Consider the following 20,463-nt stretch of genomic DNA (forward strand, 5'->3'; position numbering starts at 1 on the left):
CACTATAGACATTCAAGAGAAACATTACTGTAATATTATTAATATTACAGTAATTGAAATGCTACTCATTTTGTGTTTTATATGCCCTGATACGCCAAAAAACAACAAGGAAGCGCTATCAGGATATTTATGGAATTGTTACAGAATATTAATGCTCCGTTACGAAAGCTTTGTAATTATATGTTTTTCACAAATAAGAAAATAATGGTTGCTATAATGAGGACAACGAAAACAAATGCAATGGAGGCTATTATGAAAAAATTTATGGGTATAGCAACAGCAGCGGTTTTTGGTCTTGGGATTTTCACAACATCTGCTAAAGCAGAAACAATCGTAACGACTGACGTACTAAACGTACGAGAAAACCCAACTACTGAATCAAAAGTTGTAGGAAAATTATTAGATGGATATAAAGTAAATGTTTTACATACAGAAAATGGTTGGTCAAAAGTTCAATTGAATAGCGGTAAAGAAGCTTTCATAAGCGCTGACTATACAAAAGACACTTACTACGTAACAGCAAACGTATTAAACGTACGTGCTGGTGCAAACACAGATTCAGAGATTCTTGGTAAGTTGAAAAAAGATGATATAATCGAAACAACACACCAAGTACAAAATGATTGGATTCAATTTGAATATAACGGAAAAACAGCTTATGTTCATGTTCCTTACTTAACAGGTAAAGCTCCAATTAAAGTTCAGCCAGTAGTTAAAGTTGAAAAAACAACTACAGTTCAAGATACAGCTAAAGTTCGTGAAGCAGTTAAAGCTCAAGAAGTAGCTGAAACTCAAGAAGTAGCTGAAACTCAAGCAAAAGCTAAGGCCGCGGAAGCAACTAAAGCTCGCGAAGCAGCTGAAGCTCAAGCAGAAGTTAAGGCTCAAGAAGCGGCTAAAGCTCGTGAAGCAGCTAAGGCTCAAGAAGCAGCTAAAGCTCAGGCAGATGCTGAAGCTCAAGCAGAAGCTAAAGCTCAAGAGGCGGCTAAAGCTCGTGAAGCAGCTAAAGCTCAAGCAGATGCTGAAGCTCAAGCAGCGGCTAAAGCTCAAGAAGCAGCTGAAGCTCGTGAAGCAGCTAAGGCTCAAGAAGCAGCTGAAGCTCGTGAAGCGGCTAAGGCTCAAGAAGCAGCTAAAGCTCGTGAAGCGGCTAAAGCTCAAAAACCAGCTACACAACAACCTGCTGCAAAAGAAACTGAAACAAGTACACCATCATCTTCTCGTGAGTTACGTGTTGTAGCAACAGCTTACACAGCAGATCCACTTGAAAATGGTTATAAAGCAGGCGACCAAGTAAAATCAGCTATGGGTCATAACTTAACAGCTAATCCAAACATGAAACTAATTGCAGTTGATCCAAGTGTCATTCCATTAGGTTCAAAAGTATGGGTTGAAGGTTACGGAGTAGCAATCGCTGGTGATACTGGTGGGGCTATTAAAGGTAATAAAATCGACGTTTTAATGCCAGATAAAGGCACATCAAGTAGCTGGGGACGTAAAACAGTTACAGTTAAAGTATTAAACTAGTTATAAAAAAGAGTCAGTCTCATCGTTGAGGCTGGCTCTTTTTTATGATTCTTACATGCTTTCTTTCTCTTGAAAGTAAGTAATATTATCTCGAAGCCACTCCCTCTCCGACATAAACAAGTTTCCACGTTTTTTGTACACTTTATCAAATATCTTTAAAACTTCTTCATGATTAGCAAACTTATGTAAGAAACGAAGAGCAATGATAATCTCTGCTTCATCCGTAGGCTCTACTTCATTTTTACGTCTTCTAGCAACAATTTTATTCACACGTTCGCAAATTGCTCTCATTGCCATTTCGTCGCCATACGTATAAATAGCTCGAACAGCTTCATATTTCACCATCACATTTCTATCATGTAAAGCTTCAATATAAACTATTTGTAAGTCCGATCCCCCTATTTTTGCTAAAACCTCAATAACGGTTGAGCGAACATAGACACTATTACTATATAAAAGCTTTGTTAACGGCAGAATCGATTGCTTCGTTCCAATCTCAAGCAATGTATAACAAATATGTGTAATCTCATCTTTATTTTCTTCAGTATCCAGCAACTTTAGCAACGCACTTTCCGCTTCTAACGATTTATATAACTTTAAGGAAGCAACTGCCCAATAACGAACACTATCGTTTTTATGATAAATATAAGGAATAATTTTATTTGTACTACTTACTACTGGTAATGTATAAATATTACTAAGCAATTCACTTAACAAAGTCGGACTGTCTTCATATTCCAAACAATCTATAAGATAATCTGCAATACAAATTTCTTTCGTATTAATAGCAAGTTTCGTCATTAAATAATAAATATCTTTCTTCATAGATACCTTTTTTGCTTTGCTTAACTTCCCCTGTAAATAAGGAAAAATTAATAAGTCATTTAACGCTTTTGCTTCATCATACGCACGATGCCATATATCTGTCTCTTCATCAGCTATCCGCCTTAATAAATCATCTATATACCCTTCCATCTCCTTCTCTCCCGTCTAAATTAAATCTATCTCTTTGCATTCTATATACGAGAGATTACTATTTCAACAGAAAAAAGAGGATGTCATAGCATCCTCTCCTTCTCTTCTCTATTCCACACAAGTAAACTGCGTCCAAGCTCCTACATAATTTAGTAAGAATAACTCCTCTTCCGCAATTGTACCGACGATATTTTTCCGTTCATCTATCGGCATTTCTTTTAAAATGATTTGCAGTTCACCTTTATACTTTCCGAATGAGTTATTACCAATTACAACTTGCCCTCTTTCCTGTAGCACACTTTCGCGCACTGGGAAGTCATAGTCTTTATATTTTTTACGCACTTCTGTAGAACGTATCATATACTCTGTTATGTCGCCGCGTCTTACATGTAATTCTTGCAGCGTAGCTCTCTTCTCTACTTCAGTCGCTTCGTCTACAAAGTGCACTTTTAGCTGTAACATGTAGCGATTTAAATTTCCTAGTTTTTCTAACTCCTCTTCACTTGCATAAGCATTTCCGATAATGACATCATCAATTAGCCCTGTTGCCCATAAATGCTTCGCTTGTACTTCAATTGGTAAATTACGATGCTCTTCTAACGTACATAATCCGTCGTTAATATCCCATGGACCGATGTTTGCGGCATGTGATGTAATAAAGGCTGCACTGCGAATACCATGCTTTTTAAAGCGTTCACTACAGCGAATGAAATAATCGTACGGAAGACCAGTGAATTTTTGCGGATAAAAATTATGGCAACCAATTAAAGCTGATTTATTCGCTTGATGCGAAAGAATATTTTCTAAGTACGCAATATCGTTACTTACATTTAACTCGATTTTTAAACCGTACGGATTATTCGTCATTTTCGCTTCCGTCAATCCGTCAAAGCCTACATCTAATCGAATACCATCTGCACCTAACTCTGCGAAAAATGATAGATCACTATAACTAATACCAAGCTGATCAAACACAGCTGGAGCTACATCTAAAATAACTTCCATATTGTTATCTTTCGCATGATTAATAATCTCTTTAAATTCAGCTATAATTTCTTCTTTCGGACGATTCACAGATAACAAACAAGTAAATATTCTTGAAAAACCGTGTCGTGCCGCTGACGAAATATAAGCCATATCTTTTTCTTTCGTTGAATGTTCTGGATAAAGTGAAATCCCTAATTTACGCTCCATGCTTTTGCATCTCCTTCACACGTTGTATTAATGCCATGCTCGTAAATCTATATTTTGCAGATAAACATGTTGCACATAAAATTGTCGGTACAATAATTACGTACGGTGAGTGTAGACCTAACATTACATATGCACCCATTGAACAACCGATAAATAAAACTGATACTAGTAGTAACACTAATAAGGATTTACTTTGTACCCATTTCGAATAATGGGCAATACACTGTCCGATCACAAATGTAATTAAGATGATAATTGCTCCGAGCATTCTGTTTTCTCCTCTCCTGCTAATTGTTGTTTCTCATACATTTTGAAGAATGGATAGTAAATAACGAATGAGATTACAAAGTTAACAAGTACAAGTACACCAGCCATAATTGTCCAGTCCGTACTAATCACCGCTGCAATTGGTGCTAACATCGTAAATGGCAATTTCGCCATCATGAGTGGAATCATACCTGAAACAACTGCGAAATATGATACTGTCGTTGTCACTAACGGTGTAATAACGAACGGAATAATTAAGATTGGGTTCATTACAATTGGTGCCCCGAAAATAATTGGCTCGTTAATATTGAATAAACCTGGTACGAATGATAATCTACCTAACTCTTTTAGGAACTTAGATTTAGAGAACATAAACATAATTACTAAAGCTAACGTTGAGCCAGATCCGCCAATCCATACGAACCATTGAATGAACTGCTCTGTAAATAAGTTTGGTAACTGATGTGCATTTCCTGTAGCCGTGAACACTTCCATATTTTCAAGAATTGCGGAATCCCACATCGGACGAATGATTGGTCCTAAAATTGCCGGTCCATGTATACCAAATGACCAGAAGAACACGATTAAGAATACTGTTAATAAACCACCGAATAAGTTATTTCCTACTAGTACTGATTTTAATGGTGCGATTAAGTATGTAATTGTTGTATTTACATCGAATTTCAAACCGTAGCGAATGCCCCAGAATAAAAGAATAACTACTAATGTTGGAATTAATGCTGCAAACGAATTTGAAACTGCTGGTGGTACACTGTCTGGTAATTTTATTGAGATATTATGCTTAATCATAAAATGATAAATTTCCACTGCAATTAATGCTGTCACAATTGCGCCGAATAAAGACGTTGCACTTAATGTTCCTACTGAAATATATCGACCTGCATCAATAACACCTGGTACAGCTTTCGTAATTTGAATTGGTTCAACTGATGCTAGTAAAAAGGCGAGTACAGATAGTAGCCCTGCACTTAATTGATTGAGCTGATAAAAGTTCGCGAGCGAAGCCCCTACTCCAAACGCTGCGTATAAGGCCATTAGTCCTACTGTAAATCGGAATGGAATATCTAAAATATGGCGAAACGGTGCAATCCATTCCATATATGCATCAATTGGTAAATTTAAAAAGATAACGAAAAATGACCCGACGATCGTTAACGGTAATGTAGAAATAACCCCATTTCGAATTGCCAATAAATGTCGTTGTCCTGCAATCTTTTGCGTTGTTGGCATAATCTTTTGTTCCATAAAACTCATAAACCCATTCATCAATAGCCCTCCTCTTTCTCTCTACTATAAAAGAATGAAATAAACTTTATAACATTATAATGTTTATATTTAAAAAGATATAATTATGCTAAAACTAATTGTTCTGCTTGCCTAAGCACTTTCAAACCATCACACATGCCATAATCTCGTTGGTCTATAATTGCAACTGGTATGTTGTATGAGTTTGCAAGAAACTCTACAGCTGGAAATAAATATTTCACTTGTGGACCGATTAAAACGACATCGGCTTCTTTTATTTCAAGTTTCACAAGTTCTGAATCAACCGCCTTAATTTTATAATTCTTCCCCTGTTTCTTTGCCTCTTCTTGCATTTTTCTTACGACCATACTCGTTGACATGCCTGCTGCACAACATAATAAAATATACATCTTATACTGTCACTTTCTCTTCTACTCGTTTATGAAGAGTAATAAATTCTTCAGCTAGTTCTTTCACTGTAATTGCATTCATTAAATGGTCTTGTGCGTGCACTAACAGTAAACTGATTTCTGCATGATTTCCTCTTGCCTCTTCTTGAATTAAATCCGTTTGAATACGATGTGCTGCTGAAATTTCCTCACTAGCAAGTTTCATCTTTTCACCCGCATTCTCAAAATCTCCTTGTCTTGCAAAAGCGATTGCTTCAAGCGCTGCACTTCTCGCATTGCCACCATGTAAAATTAATGCAAATGGAGTTTGCATATCAGCCATTTTAAATTCCCCCAAGCTATATGTTTTCTATATTTTTATATTATTATGAAAACGCATACAATTAAACATAAAAAACTTCCGTTATGTAACGGAAGTTTTTATATACTTTTTCAAAATGATAATAAAATCTCTTGAAAATCTTCAATTACCTCGGTCTGAGTAAGTTTCTCTATCGTAGTTTGACTAGACATAATATCATATAAAAAATCATAAAGCCTTTGCAAATCTTCATTATTACTGCGCTTTACACTAAATAAAATAATTACTTGTACTTTTTTATCTCCCCAATCAACAGCCTTTTCAAGTGTGCAAAACATCAAAAAAGTTTCCTCACTTAATAACTGCATCGGATGCGGGATTGCAACTGAATTCCCAACCGCTGTCGGAGACGTATTTTCTCTTTCCATAACAGAAGCATAAAAGTTTTCTTGTACATAATGTTTCTCAGCAGCTTTCTCACATAAAAACTGAATAACATCCTCTTTCGTAGAAGCACTATGATTTAAAAAAATTAAATCTTCCTTAATATAAGGCTGCACACTATTATTCACATGCGTAAACAACCGCTGACCAATCGATTTAATCTCTTTATCATCAAATATTGAATTCACTTTTATAACTGGAACAGGCAAGCCACTCGGTATATGAATCGTACTAATAATACAATCTATTTTTTCTTTATAAAGATCTTCTACTTTCAATTGATAATAGCCTGTAATACCTACAATCTCTAATTTATCTCGGAACTGTGATAAAATTTTATATTTTAATAGTTGTGCACTTCCTTGACCAGTCGCACAAACTAATAAGCATCTTTTCTTTTGATTCTGCTCCTGCAAACGGCTCATCGCTCCGCCGAAGTGAATTGCAATATAACCAATTTCACTTTCAGGAATCGATTCACCCATATATTCACCAATGATATCTCCAACAAGAACCGCAACTTCAAAAGCATACGGATAATTCTTTTTCACTTCTGCCAAAAGAGGATTCCTCGTATTTAACTTATACTTCAAACGATTTAATAACGTTTTTAAATGAATACCAAATCCAAATAATAATTCTTCATCATAATAAAAAATAAGATTCCGTTCTTCCGCTACTTTAAAAAGAATATGTTGCATAAATGCATATATATCTTTTCCTAATAGCTCTTCTACATTTTCATAGCGATCTCTCGTTGTAACAGCAGTACTTAATAAATGCATCGTCACATATAATACTTCTTCTTCTGGAAATGAAAATTTCAACTCTTTCTCTAAATCTCCTAAAATCTGCTTCGCAATTGTATATTCTTTCTTTATTATAAGTTCTGATTGCTCCGTATGCAGTTCTTTCATATAATGTTGACTTTGACAACGCTTTAATGCGATTGCAATATGAATGACTAAATTATCAATTTCTATATCAGATAAATATATTGTTCCACCTTCAATATACTTTAATATAATTGAACGGATGTGTGATATATAAGGTAGCGATAAATATGTCTCCGTCTGCTCAAATTGCTCATGAAACGGAGTATGGTCATAACGCGGTAAACCATATTGTGATAAACAAGAACGAATATTAAATTCCTCTCCAACAATACGTATACCATAATACGGTCTCTTCTCAATTTGTAATTTATAGCGACCACATATATCTGTAACATCTTTCATAATTAAATTAACCGTTGATTTGCTCACATAAATCTCTTCCGCTAATTCTGAAAGCTTCACATATCCCTCTGCCGTTAAAACACGCTGCAGAATGTACGCTATTCTTTCTTCATAAGAAGTTGGGATCTTTTCCGTCTGTTTTTGAAATAGACTCACACAAAAGTCTTCAAATTTCTTCTTTTGTATAATTTCTAATTCGTACCCATTCCCTCTTTGCGATTCGATTTTCGCTCCGTTTTCTTCCAATATATCATTTAATAATTTTATATCCTTTTGAATCGTCTTCGTTGATACATGTAAACGGCCCGCTAAAAAAGCTCGATTTAACATCGATTTCTCTTCTAAAAATTCCTCTAAAATAGAAATTAATCGCTGATGCACCTTTGTCATAGCTCTTCCTCTCGCTCTTTATATATAAAGGGGGAAACGCTGCTGAAATCAGTAGTTTTTCCCCTTTATATTCTCTCTATTTCTTTAATGTGAATCCGAATTTATCCCATGCTTGTAAATAGTCTAGTAAGAAAATCTCTTCTTCTACAATTCGACCAACTACATTTGTTTTTCCTGTATTCACCATATCTTTTAATGCAATTTGTAATTCACCTTTATACTGGCCATATTGCTCATTGTCAATTAATAAATCTCCACGCTTAATTTCGCGCGTATTATGAGGTTTAAACTCTTCTTTTTTATATTTCACACGACTTTGTGTAGAACGAATCATATATTCAGATACATCTCCTCGATAAAAATGTGGTTCGTCTAATACGATAATTCTTTCTAGTTCTGTCGTTGTATCATATAGTTCTATATCAAATGCTTGTTTTTCTTTATTTAATGCACCTAGTGCTTGTAATTCTTCTTCTGACGCATATGCGTTTGCAATAATAACATCATCAATTAATTCCGTCGCGAATAAATGCTTCGCCTGTGTTGTCATCGGTAATTCACGATGCTGCTCTAATGTACATAACCCTTCTGTTACTGGCCAAGGTCCGTATGTTGCATCAAATGATGAAATAAAAGCAGCCGTTCTCATACCGTAATCTTTAAATTGTTTCGAGCATTTAATGAAATGATCGTATGATAACCCTGAATAACGATGCGGATAAAAATTATGACAACCAATTAAATTTTCACGATTTGGTCTATGACTCATAATGTTATCTACATACTTCGTACCATTACTCATATTAATCTCAATTTTCAAACCATACGGATTATAAGTCATAATTGATTCTTCTAATCCTGAGAAACCGACATCTAAACGAATACCGTACGCACCTAATTCATGGAAGAATGATAAATCATTATACGAAATACCTAATTGTTCAAAAACAGATGGACTAATATCAACTAATACTTGGAACCCTAATGCATTCGCATGAGAGATCGTTTCTTTAAATTCTTCTATAATTTTCTCTTTTTCTCCATCCACAGATAATAAACATGTGAACACACGTGTAAATCCATATTTACTTGCTAATGTTAAATACTCCTTATCTTTCTCTACTGTTGAATGTTCTGGATAAATAGAAATACCTAATCGTCTCATATGTACACGCCTCTTTCTTCATCATATTGTAAACCTTTTCAAATATATGTAGTGAAAAAGTATATATCCCCTTCTTGTTCACTACTCTTTTGAATCCGCTTTCTTTAAAGAAAAAATAATTTCTATCATTCTTAACACCTACAAGTCTATACATCTATACTTTACATCTTTTTTTCTTAGTTGTGTAGCTTTTACACAAATTTGTCAGTTTTTCATCTTAAAAATTGTTATCCGTTTTCAAGACACCTTCCTTGACTGTTTCATTGGCCAATACATATACTCGAAAGAAAAGAGATAAAGTGAAACTTTAATCAGTGAGGGGGGTGTTCATCCCCCACTGATTATTAGTTGAACCAATCGGGCTTTTACGGGCAGTTGATCTCCCACCTAACTTCTTTGCTCCAGTCCGATTTTGAGGTGGGAGTTTTACTGCCCGTTAATAGCGGAAAAATTTTATATAGGGGATGAATATATGGGAGAAGCAATACTCGTAAAACGAGAGCCGTTATGGACAAAAGAGTTTGTTGCTTTAATTTTTGCAAACTTATGTATGTTTTTAGGGTTTCAAATGTTAATTCCAACCTTACCTGTTTATGTGAAAGAAATTGGTGGCACAAGTTCCAATATCGGATTTGTTGTCGGCATGTTTACCGTTGCGGCACTTTTTGTTAGACCGCTAACTGGGAACGCCTTGCAAAAATTTAATAAAAAAATCATTTTAATGATCGGTACTGCTATTTGTTTACTCGCTATGGGCAGTTACCTTTTCGCCTCAACAATCTTTCTCTTGCTTGCTGTTCGTATTTTACACGGAGCTGGTTTCGGTATTACAACGACTACATATGGAACTGTCGTTTCTGATTTAATTCCCTCAGCTCGCCGCGGAGAAGGCATGGGATATTTTGGCCTTTCTGGAACAATTGCAATGGCCCTCGGTCCACTTATCGGACTATGGCTCATGCAAACATATAACTTCACAATTCTTTTTTTATGTGCACTATCGTGCACAATTGTTTCATTAATATTAACGAAACTACTTCAAATCCAAAAAACGAAACAGCCGCCACAACAATCATCTAGTACTTTTCTCGATGGATTTATTGAGCGTAAAGCTTTACTTCCTTCATTATTAATATTATGTATTACATTAATGTACGGAGGAATTGGAAGTTTTATCACACTATTTGCTACAGAAGTCGGCATAGCTGATATTAGCCTCTTCTTTTTATGTAATGCACTAGCAATTGCTGTAACTCGTCCATTCTCTGGAAGGCTATATGATGCGAAAGGCCATACATTCGTCATCATTCCGGGAGTTATTATAACGTTTACAGGCATTATTTTATTGTCGTATACGACGACAATTCCGAGCTTAATTATTGCTGCAGCATGTTACGGAAGTGGTTTTGGAGCGATCCAACCTGCACTACAAGCATGGATGATTGACCGCGTAGCACCGCATCGACGCGGCGTAGCAACAGCTACATTCTTCTCCGCATTTGACCTTGGAATCGGCGCTGGAGCGATTATATTTGGATTTATTGCTCATTTTACAAACTATGCAACTGTATATCGTTACTCCTCTCTATTACTTATTGCTTTTCTCTTCATTTACATTACAAGCATAAGAAAACAAAAGTATGGCGATAAAAACACGGAAAAAGCTGCTGGATAATTCAGTGGCTTTTTTATCGTGTTAAAAAAATTGTTTTCTCTCGTTTTGCTGTTATAAAACTACATGCATTTTCCTACATATTTTTTTAACTTTCATCAAAAAATATACGATGAACTCGCAGACGCTTTCCTTGATATTCAACTGAACAATACTATTCTAAAAAGTATGATTTCTTTACAAAATTAAGATTTATACAAGATGAAAACCAATAAAATACAGCTATTTCTTTAAGGTATTGTAAACTTTTCTACCCTTTGTAAATTTAGTGTAAATTTTACTAGCAAACCGTTTACAGTGACTCAAGGTTCAGTTAATAATTACATCGTACATGAAATTTAAGGAGTGGAATGCGTGGAATATAATGTTCAAGATATGATCTTCCAGTTCATTGGTGGATTAGGTATTTTCTTATTCGGGATTAAATACATGGGCGATGGACTGCAACAAGCAGCTGGAGATCGTCTTCGTGATATTCTAGATCGTTTTACAACAAACCCACTCATGGGTGTACTAGCAGGTATGTTAGTTACGGTATTAATCCAATCAAGCTCAGGAACAACCGCTTTAACAGTCGGACTTGTAAGCGCAGGATTTATGACATTAAGACAAGCAATCGGTGTTATTATGGGTGCAAACATCGGTACGACAGTTACTGCATTTATTATCGGAATTAAAATCGGAGAATACGCTCTCCCAATTATGGCAGTTGGAGCTATCTTATTATTCTTCTTTAAAAATAAAAAAGTACATTCTTTAGGTCAAGTTATATTCGGCTTTGGTATGTTATTCTTCGGTTTGGAATTAATGAGCGCAGGTATGAAACCTCTTCGCTCTTTAGAATCATTCCAAGAATTAACGGTTAGTATGAGTGATAACCCAATTTTAGGAGTTGTTGTCGGTACAGTCTTCACTTTAATTGTACAAAGCTCAAGCGCAACAATCGGTATTTTGCAAGAATTATTCGGTCAAGGTGCAATCGATTTACAAGCTGCCCTTCCTGTATTATTCGGTGATAACATCGGTACAACAATTACAGCTGTATTAGCAGCAATCGGTACTTCTATTGCCGCAAGACGTGCAGCATTAGTTCACGTTATCTTTAATATCGTCGGTACAATTATATTTACGATTTTATTAGTACCATTTACAAGCTTAATTCAATATTTCCAAACATCATTAAACTTAAATCCAGAAATGACAATTGCATTTGCACACGGAACATTTAACGTAACAAATGCAGTTATTCAATTCCCATTCATCGCTGTATTAGCATGGATTGTAACAAAACTTATTCGCGGTGAAGACTCTGCTATTGATTTCAAACCGCAACATTTAAACCCAATCTTTATTGAGCAATCTCCAGCTATCGCTTTAACAGAAGCTCAAAAAGAAATTATCCGTATGGCTGAGTTTTCATTACATGGATTAAAAGAAGCAAACCAATTTTTAAATACACAAGACAAAAAACACGCTGACATGGCTACTCAATTAGAAGGAGCTATTAACAATTTAGATAAAAAAATTACCGAGTATTTAGTTCTACTATCTGAAAAGCCGCTTTCACCTACGGATTCTGAAAAACATTCCGTTTTAGCAGGTGTTGTTGGAGATATTGAACGTGTTGGTGATCATGTAGAAAACCTTGTAGAACTTGTAGATTTCCAAATTTCAAATCGTGTTTCACTATCAGACGAAGCATTAGGTGAATTAAACGAAATGCTGGAATTAACGATTTCAACACTGCAAGACTCAGTTGAAGCTTTAACAAACTTCGATACCGAACTAGCTCAAACTGTTATTGCAAAAGAACGCAAAATCGACCAAATGGAACGTGTTCTTCGTAAACGTCACGTATTACGTCTAAACGAGCGTAGCTGTTCAGGTGATGCAAGTATCATCTTCGTCGATATGGTAAGTAACTTAGAACGCATTGGCGATCACGCTGTAAATATCGCTGACGGTGTTTTAGGTGAACAAGGAAAAATCAATTTAAAACAATCATTATAATGAAGAAAAGAGACGCTACATTAAGCGTCTCTTTTTTCACTTTATTTTAACAACTGTTCTTCCTTTTAACTTTCCTTGCAATATAAGTGCAAACTTCTCATCTAATTCTTCTAATGTACATTCTTCTGTATAAGACGCTAACTTTGAATTTTCCCATTCATCCGCTAACAATGTCCACACATCTCTTCTCACATCCACCGGGCATTGCACGGAATCTATCCCTAAAAGGCTTATGCCTCGTAAAATAAACGGATATACCGTTGTATGTAATTCCTGTCCTGCCACATTACCGCATGTCGTTACACAACCACCATACTTTACTGTTTTTAAAGCTGTTTCTAACATATGTCCACCTACAGTATCGATAACTCCGGCGTATATCCCTTTTAACATTGGTCTTCCTGATTCATCATTCAATTCCGCGCGATGAATCACTTTTTTCGCTCCTAGACGTAGTAGCATCTGTTCCTCTTCCATTTTCCCTGTCGCTCCTACTACATTAAACCCTAACTTACTTAAAATACTAACAGCTACACTCCCTACGCCGCCTGTAGCACCAGTTACTAGAACGTCTCCCATACCAGGATTAATTCCTGCTCCAATAAGCTTATATACCGACAAAGCAGCAGTAAAACCTGCTGTCCCATACATCATACTTTCCTTTAATGACATTCCTTCTGGTAAAGGCACGACCCAAGATGATGGGACGCGAATATATTCTCCGAAACCACCAGAGGTATTCATACCTAAGTCATATCCCGTTACAATAACTTGATCTCCTACATTAAAGGAGTTATCTTCACTTCTCACAACTTCTCCTGCGGCATCAATTCCTGGCGTATGAGGATACGTTCTCGTAACACCTTTATTACCAGTAGCTGAAAGGGCATCTTTGTAATTTAATGAAGAATAATGAACTTGTATGAATACGTCTCCCTCAGGTAAACTACTTACTTCTCTCTCAACAACTTTTCTTACAAACTGATGATTTTCCGTTTCGTTCACAACGATTGCTCGGAATGATGTATGATTCATTATGCTCTCTCCTTTATCCGTCAAATTCTTCTTTATTATATAGAAGAATTAAGTAAGCTTACTCATTTCTTCTTGGCTATATTTCAACAAATCTTACTTCCCTATCACTTTCTCATAATATATATTTTCATTTCTACCAAAAGCCCTTATACTTATTCTACATCTAAAAAAGAATATATAGAAAATCTGACTTTTTATAAATAAATTGAATTTTTACGAAATGTAAATGATTTGTAATGTTTTTTTTCGCTAAATTTCATTATAATAAGTGGATATGAGTGTCGTATTTCAATCCAAATGAAGGAGTACAGGAAATGGAGCAAAACCCATCTTTGCAAGAAAATACACGCAGTAAACCGAACAAAAATAAGAAAAAAATAAAAATTATTATAAGCGCTATACTATTCGTTTTATTAATAGGTGGCGGTTATACTTGGTTTTTAGTAAATAAAGCATCTTCTGCTGTTCGAAATGCCGCACACGATTTAGCACGCGGTGATAAATCAGATTTACGAGATAAAGCTGTTAAACCTATTACAAATAACGTCTCTGTTTTAATAATGGGTGTTGATGAAAGCGATGTCCGAGGAAAAGAATATGGTGAAGCTATAAGAACAGACGCGCTTTTACTTGCAACATTTAATAAAGATAGCAAAACTGTTAAACTATTAAGTATCCCACGTGACACATATACTTATATTCCAATAGAAAAGAAAAAAGATAAAATTACACATGCTCATGCATTCGGTTCTGCTAAAAACGGAAAAAATGGTGGACCACAAGCAAGCATTGATGCAGTTGAAAAATTAATGAATGTTCCTGTCGATTATTTTGTGAAATTTAACTTTAAATCATTTATAAAAATCGTCGATGACTTGGGCGGTGTTGAAGTTGATGTACCAGTTGAATTTACTGAGCAAGATAGCAATGATAATGCTGAGGCAATTCACCTAGAAAAAGGTGTTCAAAAGTTAAATGGCGAAGAAGCTCTTGCTCTTGCTAGAACAAGACACATCGATAGTGATGCAATGCGTGGACAACGTCAACAACTCGTTATCGAAGCTATTTTAAAGAAACTAACAAGTGTTGGTTCTGTAACAAAAGTTGGCAACATCATTGATGATATTAACGGACAATTCGTTACAAACTTAACATTTGATGATATGCTTTCATTCTATAAATATGGATCGGATTCGGAAATTGAGAAATTACAAATCCAAGGTGATGATTGCTATATGGCAAAAGGTGACGATACATGTAGCAAATCTGCTGGTGGTGGTCGAACTTACTACTACAATCCAGATAAAAAAGAATTAGCTAATGTTACAAATGAACTTCGTACTCATCTTGGGCTACCTGCATATACAAAGTCTGACTCAGACTCTGATTCGAAAAAGACAAAAGAATCTAAGTCTGAAAATTCAAGTGAACGCGAATCAAGTAACAATGAAGTGAAAAATAAGAACAAAAATAGCAGTGAAGATACAGAAACATCGTCTAACGACAATGAATAGTAAAGAAGCAGTACTCTATGGAGGTAGAGTACTGCTTCTTTTTATTTCGTCAGAATCAAAAATCAGAACTTTCTAACTATCTTTTTTAATATTTTTAAATTATAATAAATAGTAGCAATCTATTCCAATTATCAGGGGGCTCATACATATGAAAGCTGCAGTAAAACATAACATCTCAGATTTTAAAGACTACTTAAAATCCAACGATATATACATGGAAGAAAATATAGATGAAAATGATGGCTCTGTTCATTTTTCAGTAGGATTAGAGACAGAAGCTGGCGCAAAAATTCAACTTATCGCTGCTTTCCAAAACGAACATCCTACGGTGGATATATACTGCTTCAATGTTGCTCACGTGCCTGATGCAACATCAACAAATAATATTTTACATGTCATTAATGAATTAAACACATCTTATCGCTTTGCAAAATTCACATTAAACAAGCAAAATGCAATTGATATTTCAGCATCTCTTGCATTCTCAGAACCAAACTTTAATCCAGCACTTGTCTTTGAACATACGAGAATGCTATATAAATTAGCAAATGACGAATATAAAAACTTAATGAAAGTTATTTGGGCATAAATAAAAGGATGGGCTACAAGCAGCCCATCCTTTTATTTCGATATCATATCAATCCACATTTTAACAGCAGTGCCTACAATCAAAATCGATAACATATATTGCAGTGCTTTTTGATTGATCCTCTTCCCGACTCGCACTCCAAGCGGCGCAGCAAAGATACTTGCAACCGCAATAATAAGAGCTGGAATTACAACTACTTGACCAGTTATCACTTTTCCAGTCGTAATCCCTACTGAGGAAATAAACGTAATAGCGATAGATGTTGCTATTGTTGTACGTATCGGCAATTTTAAAATAACTAACATAATCGGTACTAATAAGAAAGAACCGCCAGCACCTATAATGCCTGATGCTCCTCCTACAATAAACGCTAACAAGCTTGCTAACCATTTATTATATTTCACTTCACCACTATTATTTCGTTTCGGTACGAACATCATAATAGCAGCAATTGTTGCTAACGCTGCATAAACAACATTGACCGTATGTTCCTCTAATACGTTAGCACCAAAGCTCCCTATGAAACTTCCTATTAAAATACTAGCTCCCATATACACAACTAACGTTTTATCCATATCATTACTTTTCCGATAAGCCCATGCGCCTGCAAAAGTTGCAAAGAATACTTGTACCGCTGTAATACCACTCACTTCATGTGACGTATAACCAGTAAATCCTAAAAATACTGGAATGTATAAGATCATCGGATAATTAATAATCGCACCGCCAATTCCAACCATTCCTGATATAAACGATCCTATAAACCCAATTATAAAAAGTAATAATACTAAACTCACCTTACATCCCCCTCCTTCTAAAAAGAAGGTGATTTAAATGAATAAGTTTACATTCCCATCCGAAGCATCTGCTAAATATGCCCCTACGCCTGCAAACTCTACCCCTTCCATAATCTCTTCCTCTTTTAACCCTAATAAATCTACTGTCATTTGACAAGCTACAAGTTTAATTCCTTGTTCTTTCGCCAAATCAATTAAATCTGGCAAAGGCATTGCGTTATGTTTTTTCATAATGCCTTTAATCATCTTTGGCCCCATGCCAGCAAAATTCATTTTGGATAATCCCATCTTATCGGCACCGCGTGGCATCATTTTTCCAAATACTTTTTCTATAAATGTTTTCTTTACATTCACATGTTCATCTTTCCTTAAAGCATTTAATCCCCAGAAAGTATGAAAAATAGTTACCTCTTGGTCATACGCCGCTGCACCATTTGCAATAATATAAGCAGCCATTGCTTTATCGTAATCTCCGCTAAATAACACGATTGTCGTTTTCTTCTGTTGTTCCATATTGTTCCTCCTTCAAATTACCTATAGGGGTATTTAATTATTTTTAAAAAGTCTCAAATCTTTTATCTCTATGCTATATGACTTTACCTTCCCAAGCTAACATACCACCTACCATATTGATTGCTCGAAAACCGTAACCTTCTAAAAATTGAACGGCTCTTGCACTTCTCGCGCCAGAGCGACAAACGATAATATATTCTTTCTTTTTATTCAACTCATGCATACGAAACTCTAATATCCTTAGCGGAATATTACATGCTTCTGGAATTTTTCCTTCAGCTACTTCTTCTACTTCACGGACATCCACAATATTTACTGCTTCTTTACGTAATAATTTTTCTTCTAATTCTTTTGCTGTCATTTCTTTCATTTTAAAGTCCTCCTCACAAACCATTCATACCACCTGAAACATTGATAAGGTGCTGGAATCCTAATTTCTTTAATACCTTTGCCGCTTGCTTACTTCTCATCCCGCTCTGACAAATAACGATTACTTCCGCATTTTTATCTAATTGATTTGCTTTACTAGCTAACTCATTTAACGGGATATTTCGAAATCCCTTCATATGATTCCCTCTATATTCACCTACTGTACGAACATCGATAAATTGCTTCCCCTTTTTCCCCACTATACTCTTTAATTCTTTTCCACTTATATTTCGAACACCTTTTACCGGTAAAAAACGTGAAATAACAAATCCTGCAGCAAGTACAATGAAAAGCGTACTTAATATTGTGTTCATATAACTCCCCCTCTATATTTATAAAATTATTTCTTTACTACGCCTTCTTAATCCAAAACTTTAGTACATCGCCTTCTTCTTCATGCTTTACAATGTCATGACCACTTTTATTTGCCCACGCTGGAATATCCTTAACTGACCCTTTATCCGTTACATGTATTTCTAACACTTCTCCAGTGTCTAAAGCATCCATTGCTCTCTTTGTTCTTACAATCGGCATTGGACATGCTAAACCTTTCGCATCTAATACTTGTTTTATATTCATGATCAATTCCTCCAATTTGTTATTTTTATAATGACTCATGCACTGCACAACGATTTGGGCCAATCTCCATTTCTCGCTCTTCTTCCACACTCGGATGAATTTTCCCCATATTCGTTTGACGAATTTCTTCATATGCATTTGGTTGTGGCGGTAAGTTCTCTGTCACAGCTTTACGAAACTCTATTTCATCAGCAATATTTAACCCTACATTCTCTTTAAATAAATCTTGTAAGCTCGCACTCACAACGCCTCTTTCATCCATTTCACTTATTTTTGAATAATGGGCTGGTAAAACAATTAAATCTTGAGACAGTTCCTTATAAAGTGTATATAACGTATTTCTTAAATCACTCACCCAATCTTCAGCCTTACCAGCAAGATCAGGACGCCCGATTGAATCTACAAATAAAATATCGCCTGATAATAAATAAGAATCATCTACAATGAATGACGTACTTCCAATCGTATGCCCTGGTGAGTATAATGCGTCAATTACAATTTTAGTACCCCCCACCGTAATAACAGATCCTTCAACAAGCGGTTCGTATGAGAAAACAACTTCCTCGGCATCTTTTGGCGGTAACCAATACGTACCACCTACCTTTTCAGCTAACTTACGTCCACCAGAAATATGGTCTGCATGTAAATGTGTATCCATTACATTCGTAATCGTAACGCCATGCTCTTTCGCAAACTCTTCATATGCCTCGGCTGTCCTTACCGCATCAATAACTGCTGCTTCACCGTTAGAAACAACCATATAAGATAAACAGCCTTTTCCAAGACGATTAAATTGATATATACTCCCTCCGCCCTGTACATCCCCTACTTTTAACGGCTTCACATATTCACTCCAAGCTTTCATTCCACCAGCTAAATAATAAATATTTTGTAATCCCGCTTCTGTTAATTGCTCTGCCACAAATATAGAAGACCCTTCTTTTGCACATACTACTAAAACATCTTTATCTTTAGGTAATTCACTTACAATATGATCTACACCATCTAACAAGTCAAAGTAAGGTTTATTAATAGAAAAAACTTGTTTCCCTTCAATTTTCCAATCTTCATAATCCGTCTCATTACGAACATCTAAAATGAATAACTCTCCGAATAAAACTTTCTCTGCAACATCTTTTGCTTGTAACATCTTAATGTCCATTTAATTACCCCCATAGGTATATTTCTGTTTAAAAAATTTTATTTCTCCACATTTCCTTGCCACCCTAACATACCAGGAATGACATTTTTCACATTTGAAAAACCTTTCTCTTTCAACATTTGGCAAGCTACATCACTGCGGTTACCAGTTCGACAAATAACATAAATTTGCTTCGTCTGATCTAACACTGCGCTGTCTAATTCACCTAATGGCACCGAAATGGCAGATGGAATATGGCCAAAAGCAAATTCCGCTGCTTCGCGAACATCTAATACAATGCTCTCTTCCCCATGAGACAATATAGACTGTAATTCTGCATTCGTAATTGTATGTGGATATTTCACAGCTTCATTCACTTCATGCTCGTTTGCTTTCCTAACATAATGCACCAATACATCACCCTCGTGTTTCGTCCCGATATATTGATGTCCTACTTTACTCGCCCAACTTTTTATATCTACCGTAGATCCTTTATCTGTTGCCTTAACTTCAATCACCTGCCCTGGTGTTAACCCTTCTATCGCCTTCTTCGTTTTCACAATAGGCATCGGACAAGCCAAACCTTTACAATCTAAACTCATATCCACTTTTATACTCATAATCGATTCCTCCACAATTTATATACATATACCTGCAGGGGTATATTAAAATGTTTTTGAAAATCTGTCAACACTTACGTTTGACAGATTATCGGCTTTTTACAAGTAATTGAACAGCTTCTTTAATTAACTCTTCATTTGAACCATTGCCACTTTCAAACTGTTCACGTAAACAATGCTCTAAATTCGTTCCAACAACAAGTCCAATTGTACGATCAAGTGCAGAACGAGATGCCGTTAACTGTGTAATAACTTCTCGGCAATCTTTTCCTTCTTCCATCATACGAAGCACACCACGAACTTGACCTTCAATACGTTTCAATCTATTTTTCATATCTTGATTGTATTCCACTATAGACCACCTCCGTAATTGTAAATATATTATACATTACT

General features: G+C 35.6%; 22 protein-coding genes. 5 read left to right on the plus strand and 17 right to left on the minus strand.

Features of this window, described 5'->3' with window-relative positions:
* Positions 1-129: 129 nt before the first annotated feature.
* The gene (entC, locus tag N2V92_RS03420; RefSeq protein WP_062804260.1) at positions 130-1,521 is read left to right on the plus strand and encodes a cell wall-binding protein EntC; all 1,392 of its coding nucleotides are present in this window, start codon (positions 130-132) and stop codon (positions 1,519-1,521) included.
* Between the two features lie 51 nt (positions 1,522-1,572).
* On the opposite strand, the gene N2V92_RS03425 is transcribed toward entC, so the two are convergent.
* From N2V92_RS03425 to N2V92_RS03460, 8 genes are all read right to left on the minus strand, one after another.
* A complete protein-coding gene (locus N2V92_RS03425; protein ID WP_016078087.1) occupies positions 1,573-2,496 on the minus strand; it encodes a HEAT repeat domain-containing protein in 924 nt (307 codons plus the stop codon).
* Positions 2,497-2,604: 108 nt separating this feature from the next.
* The gene (locus N2V92_RS03430) at positions 2,605-3,690 is read right to left on the minus strand and encodes a DUF871 domain-containing protein (RefSeq protein ID WP_000440072.1); all 1,086 of its coding nucleotides are present in this window, start codon (positions 3,688-3,690) and stop codon (positions 2,605-2,607) included.
* Positions 3,680-3,958 (minus strand): hypothetical protein, encoded by a 279-nt coding sequence (locus N2V92_RS03435; RefSeq protein ID WP_000900039.1) that lies wholly within the window; start codon positions 3,956-3,958, stop codon positions 3,680-3,682. The genes N2V92_RS03430 and N2V92_RS03435 overlap by 11 nt, the downstream gene beginning before the upstream one ends.
* Positions 3,934-5,244 (minus strand): PTS sugar transporter subunit IIC, encoded by a 1,311-nt coding sequence (locus N2V92_RS03440; protein WP_001013060.1) that lies wholly within the window; start codon positions 5,242-5,244, stop codon positions 3,934-3,936. Before N2V92_RS03440 ends, N2V92_RS03435 begins: the two co-directional genes overlap by 25 nt.
* An 83-nt stretch (positions 5,245-5,327) precedes the next feature.
* The gene (locus tag N2V92_RS03445) at positions 5,328-5,633 is read right to left on the minus strand and encodes a PTS sugar transporter subunit IIB (RefSeq protein ID WP_000275645.1); all 306 of its coding nucleotides are present in this window, start codon (positions 5,631-5,633) and stop codon (positions 5,328-5,330) included.
* Between the two features lies 1 nt (position 5,634).
* Complete coding sequence (locus N2V92_RS03450) at positions 5,635-5,955, minus strand: PTS lactose/cellobiose transporter subunit IIA (protein WP_000774623.1); 321 nt, start codon at positions 5,953-5,955, stop codon at positions 5,635-5,637.
* 110 nt (positions 5,956-6,065) lie between these two features.
* Complete coding sequence (locus N2V92_RS03455; protein WP_016078088.1) at positions 6,066-8,006, minus strand: BglG family transcription antiterminator; 1,941 nt, start codon at positions 8,004-8,006, stop codon at positions 6,066-6,068.
* A gap of 76 nt (positions 8,007-8,082) precedes the next feature.
* A complete protein-coding gene (locus N2V92_RS03460; protein WP_016078089.1) occupies positions 8,083-9,171 on the minus strand; it encodes a DUF871 domain-containing protein in 1,089 nt (362 codons plus the stop codon).
* 472 nt (positions 9,172-9,643) lie between these two features.
* Here N2V92_RS03460 and N2V92_RS03465 point away from each other — a divergent pair, with 472 nt between their 5' ends.
* On the plus strand, positions 9,644-10,846 hold the full coding sequence (locus N2V92_RS03465) for an MFS transporter (protein ID WP_000503241.1): 1,203 nt from the start codon (positions 9,644-9,646) through the stop codon (positions 10,844-10,846).
* A 351-nt stretch (positions 10,847-11,197) separates the two neighbouring features.
* Positions 11,198-12,853: a Na/Pi cotransporter family protein gene (locus N2V92_RS03470; protein WP_000456251.1), complete on the plus strand. Its 1,656-nt coding sequence runs from the start codon at positions 11,198-11,200 to the stop codon at positions 12,851-12,853.
* 36 nt (positions 12,854-12,889) lie between these two features.
* Here the strand turns inward: N2V92_RS03470 and N2V92_RS03475 are convergent, their stop codons facing one another.
* Positions 12,890-13,927: a YhdH/YhfP family quinone oxidoreductase gene (locus N2V92_RS03475; RefSeq protein ID WP_223697953.1), complete on the minus strand. Its 1,038-nt coding sequence runs from the start codon at positions 13,925-13,927 to the stop codon at positions 12,890-12,892.
* Positions 13,928-14,202: 275 nt separating this feature from the next.
* On the opposite strand from N2V92_RS03475, the gene N2V92_RS03480 reads away from it, so the two are divergent.
* Complete coding sequence (locus tag N2V92_RS03480; RefSeq protein WP_000437428.1) at positions 14,203-15,402, plus strand: LCP family protein; 1,200 nt, start codon at positions 14,203-14,205, stop codon at positions 15,400-15,402.
* Between the two features lie 148 nt (positions 15,403-15,550).
* Complete coding sequence (locus N2V92_RS03485; RefSeq protein ID WP_000642364.1) at positions 15,551-15,991, plus strand: hypothetical protein; 441 nt, start codon at positions 15,551-15,553, stop codon at positions 15,989-15,991.
* Between the two features lie 32 nt (positions 15,992-16,023).
* Here the strand turns inward: N2V92_RS03485 and N2V92_RS03490 are convergent, their stop codons facing one another.
* The 8 genes from N2V92_RS03490 to N2V92_RS03525 all read right to left on the minus strand — a co-directional run bounded on the left by N2V92_RS03490 (position 16,024) and on the right by N2V92_RS03525 (position 20,422).
* Positions 16,024-16,788, minus strand: a complete 765-nt coding sequence (locus tag N2V92_RS03490) for a sulfite exporter TauE/SafE family protein (RefSeq protein ID WP_000060621.1) — start codon at positions 16,786-16,788, stop codon at positions 16,024-16,026.
* Between the two features lie 33 nt (positions 16,789-16,821).
* Positions 16,822-17,301: a DsrE/DsrF/DrsH-like family protein gene (locus N2V92_RS03495; protein WP_000437741.1), complete on the minus strand. Its 480-nt coding sequence runs from the start codon at positions 17,299-17,301 to the stop codon at positions 16,822-16,824.
* A 73-nt stretch (positions 17,302-17,374) separates the two neighbouring features.
* Positions 17,375-17,671 carry a rhodanese-like domain-containing protein gene (locus N2V92_RS03500; protein ID WP_000661799.1) on the minus strand — a complete coding sequence of 99 codons (297 nt, stop codon included), beginning with the start codon at positions 17,669-17,671 and terminating at the stop codon, positions 17,375-17,377.
* 13 nt (positions 17,672-17,684) lie between these two features.
* The gene (locus N2V92_RS03505) at positions 17,685-18,044 is read right to left on the minus strand and encodes a rhodanese-like domain-containing protein (RefSeq protein WP_001092313.1); all 360 of its coding nucleotides are present in this window, start codon (positions 18,042-18,044) and stop codon (positions 17,685-17,687) included.
* A gap of 37 nt (positions 18,045-18,081) precedes the next feature.
* On the minus strand, positions 18,082-18,309 hold the full coding sequence (locus tag N2V92_RS03510) for a sulfurtransferase TusA family protein (protein ID WP_001022560.1): 228 nt from the start codon (positions 18,307-18,309) through the stop codon (positions 18,082-18,084).
* Positions 18,310-18,334: 25 nt separating this feature from the next.
* Entirely contained in the window at positions 18,335-19,471 is a 1,137-nt protein-coding gene (locus tag N2V92_RS03515; RefSeq protein ID WP_044797853.1) for an MBL fold metallo-hydrolase, read from the minus strand.
* A gap of 38 nt (positions 19,472-19,509) precedes the next feature.
* Positions 19,510-20,070, minus strand: a complete 561-nt coding sequence (locus N2V92_RS03520) for a sulfurtransferase TusA family protein (RefSeq protein ID WP_000023975.1) — start codon at positions 20,068-20,070, stop codon at positions 19,510-19,512.
* A gap of 88 nt (positions 20,071-20,158) precedes the next feature.
* Complete coding sequence (locus tag N2V92_RS03525; protein ID WP_000456202.1) at positions 20,159-20,422, minus strand: metal-sensitive transcriptional regulator; 264 nt, start codon at positions 20,420-20,422, stop codon at positions 20,159-20,161.
* Positions 20,423-20,463 lie beyond the last annotated feature (41 nt).

The sequence above is a fragment of the Bacillus sp. CH_48 genome, assembly GCF_038008465.1.
Taxonomy (GTDB): Bacteria; Bacillota; Bacilli; order Bacillales; family Bacillaceae_G; genus Bacillus_A; species Bacillus_A thuringiensis_S.

Coding starts and splice junctions, on each gene's coding strand:
- entC (WP_062804260.1), top strand. CDS start 130: ATGGAATTGTTACAGAATATTAATGCTCCGTTACGAAAGCTTTGTAAT.
- N2V92_RS03425 (WP_016078087.1), bottom strand. CDS start 2,496: ATGGAAGGGTATATAGATGATTTATTAAGGCGGATAGCTGATGAAGAG.
- N2V92_RS03430 (WP_000440072.1), bottom strand. CDS start 3,690: ATGGAGCGTAAATTAGGGATTTCACTTTATCCAGAACATTCAACGAAA.
- N2V92_RS03435 (WP_000900039.1), bottom strand. CDS start 3,958: ATGCTCGGAGCAATTATCATCTTAATTACATTTGTGATCGGACAGTGT.
- N2V92_RS03440 (WP_001013060.1), bottom strand. CDS start 5,244: ATGAATGGGTTTATGAGTTTTATGGAACAAAAGATTATGCCAACAACG.
- N2V92_RS03445 (WP_000275645.1), bottom strand. CDS start 5,633: ATGTATATTTTATTATGTTGTGCAGCAGGCATGTCAACGAGTATGGTC.
- N2V92_RS03450 (WP_000774623.1), bottom strand. CDS start 5,955: ATGGCTGATATGCAAACTCCATTTGCATTAATTTTACATGGTGGCAAT.
- N2V92_RS03455 (WP_016078088.1), bottom strand. CDS start 8,006: ATGACAAAGGTGCATCAGCGATTAATTTCTATTTTAGAGGAATTTTTA.
- N2V92_RS03460 (WP_016078089.1), bottom strand. CDS start 9,171: ATGAGACGATTAGGTATTTCTATTTATCCAGAACATTCAACAGTAGAG.
- N2V92_RS03465 (WP_000503241.1), top strand. CDS start 9,644: ATGGGAGAAGCAATACTCGTAAAACGAGAGCCGTTATGGACAAAAGAG.
- N2V92_RS03480 (WP_000437428.1), top strand. CDS start 14,203: ATGGAGCAAAACCCATCTTTGCAAGAAAATACACGCAGTAAACCGAAC.
- N2V92_RS03485 (WP_000642364.1), top strand. CDS start 15,551: ATGAAAGCTGCAGTAAAACATAACATCTCAGATTTTAAAGACTACTTA.
- N2V92_RS03495 (WP_000437741.1), bottom strand. CDS start 17,301: ATGGAACAACAGAAGAAAACGACAATCGTGTTATTTAGCGGAGATTAC.
- N2V92_RS03500 (WP_000661799.1), bottom strand. CDS start 17,671: ATGAAAGAAATGACAGCAAAAGAATTAGAAGAAAAATTATTACGTAAA.
- N2V92_RS03505 (WP_001092313.1), bottom strand. CDS start 18,044: ATGAACACAATATTAAGTACGCTTTTCATTGTACTTGCTGCAGGATTT.
- N2V92_RS03510 (WP_001022560.1), bottom strand. CDS start 18,309: ATGAATATAAAACAAGTATTAGATGCGAAAGGTTTAGCATGTCCAATG.
- N2V92_RS03515 (WP_044797853.1), bottom strand. CDS start 19,471: ATGGACATTAAGATGTTACAAGCAAAAGATGTTGCAGAGAAAGTTTTA.
- N2V92_RS03520 (WP_000023975.1), bottom strand. CDS start 20,070: ATGAGTATAAAAGTGGATATGAGTTTAGATTGTAAAGGTTTGGCTTGT.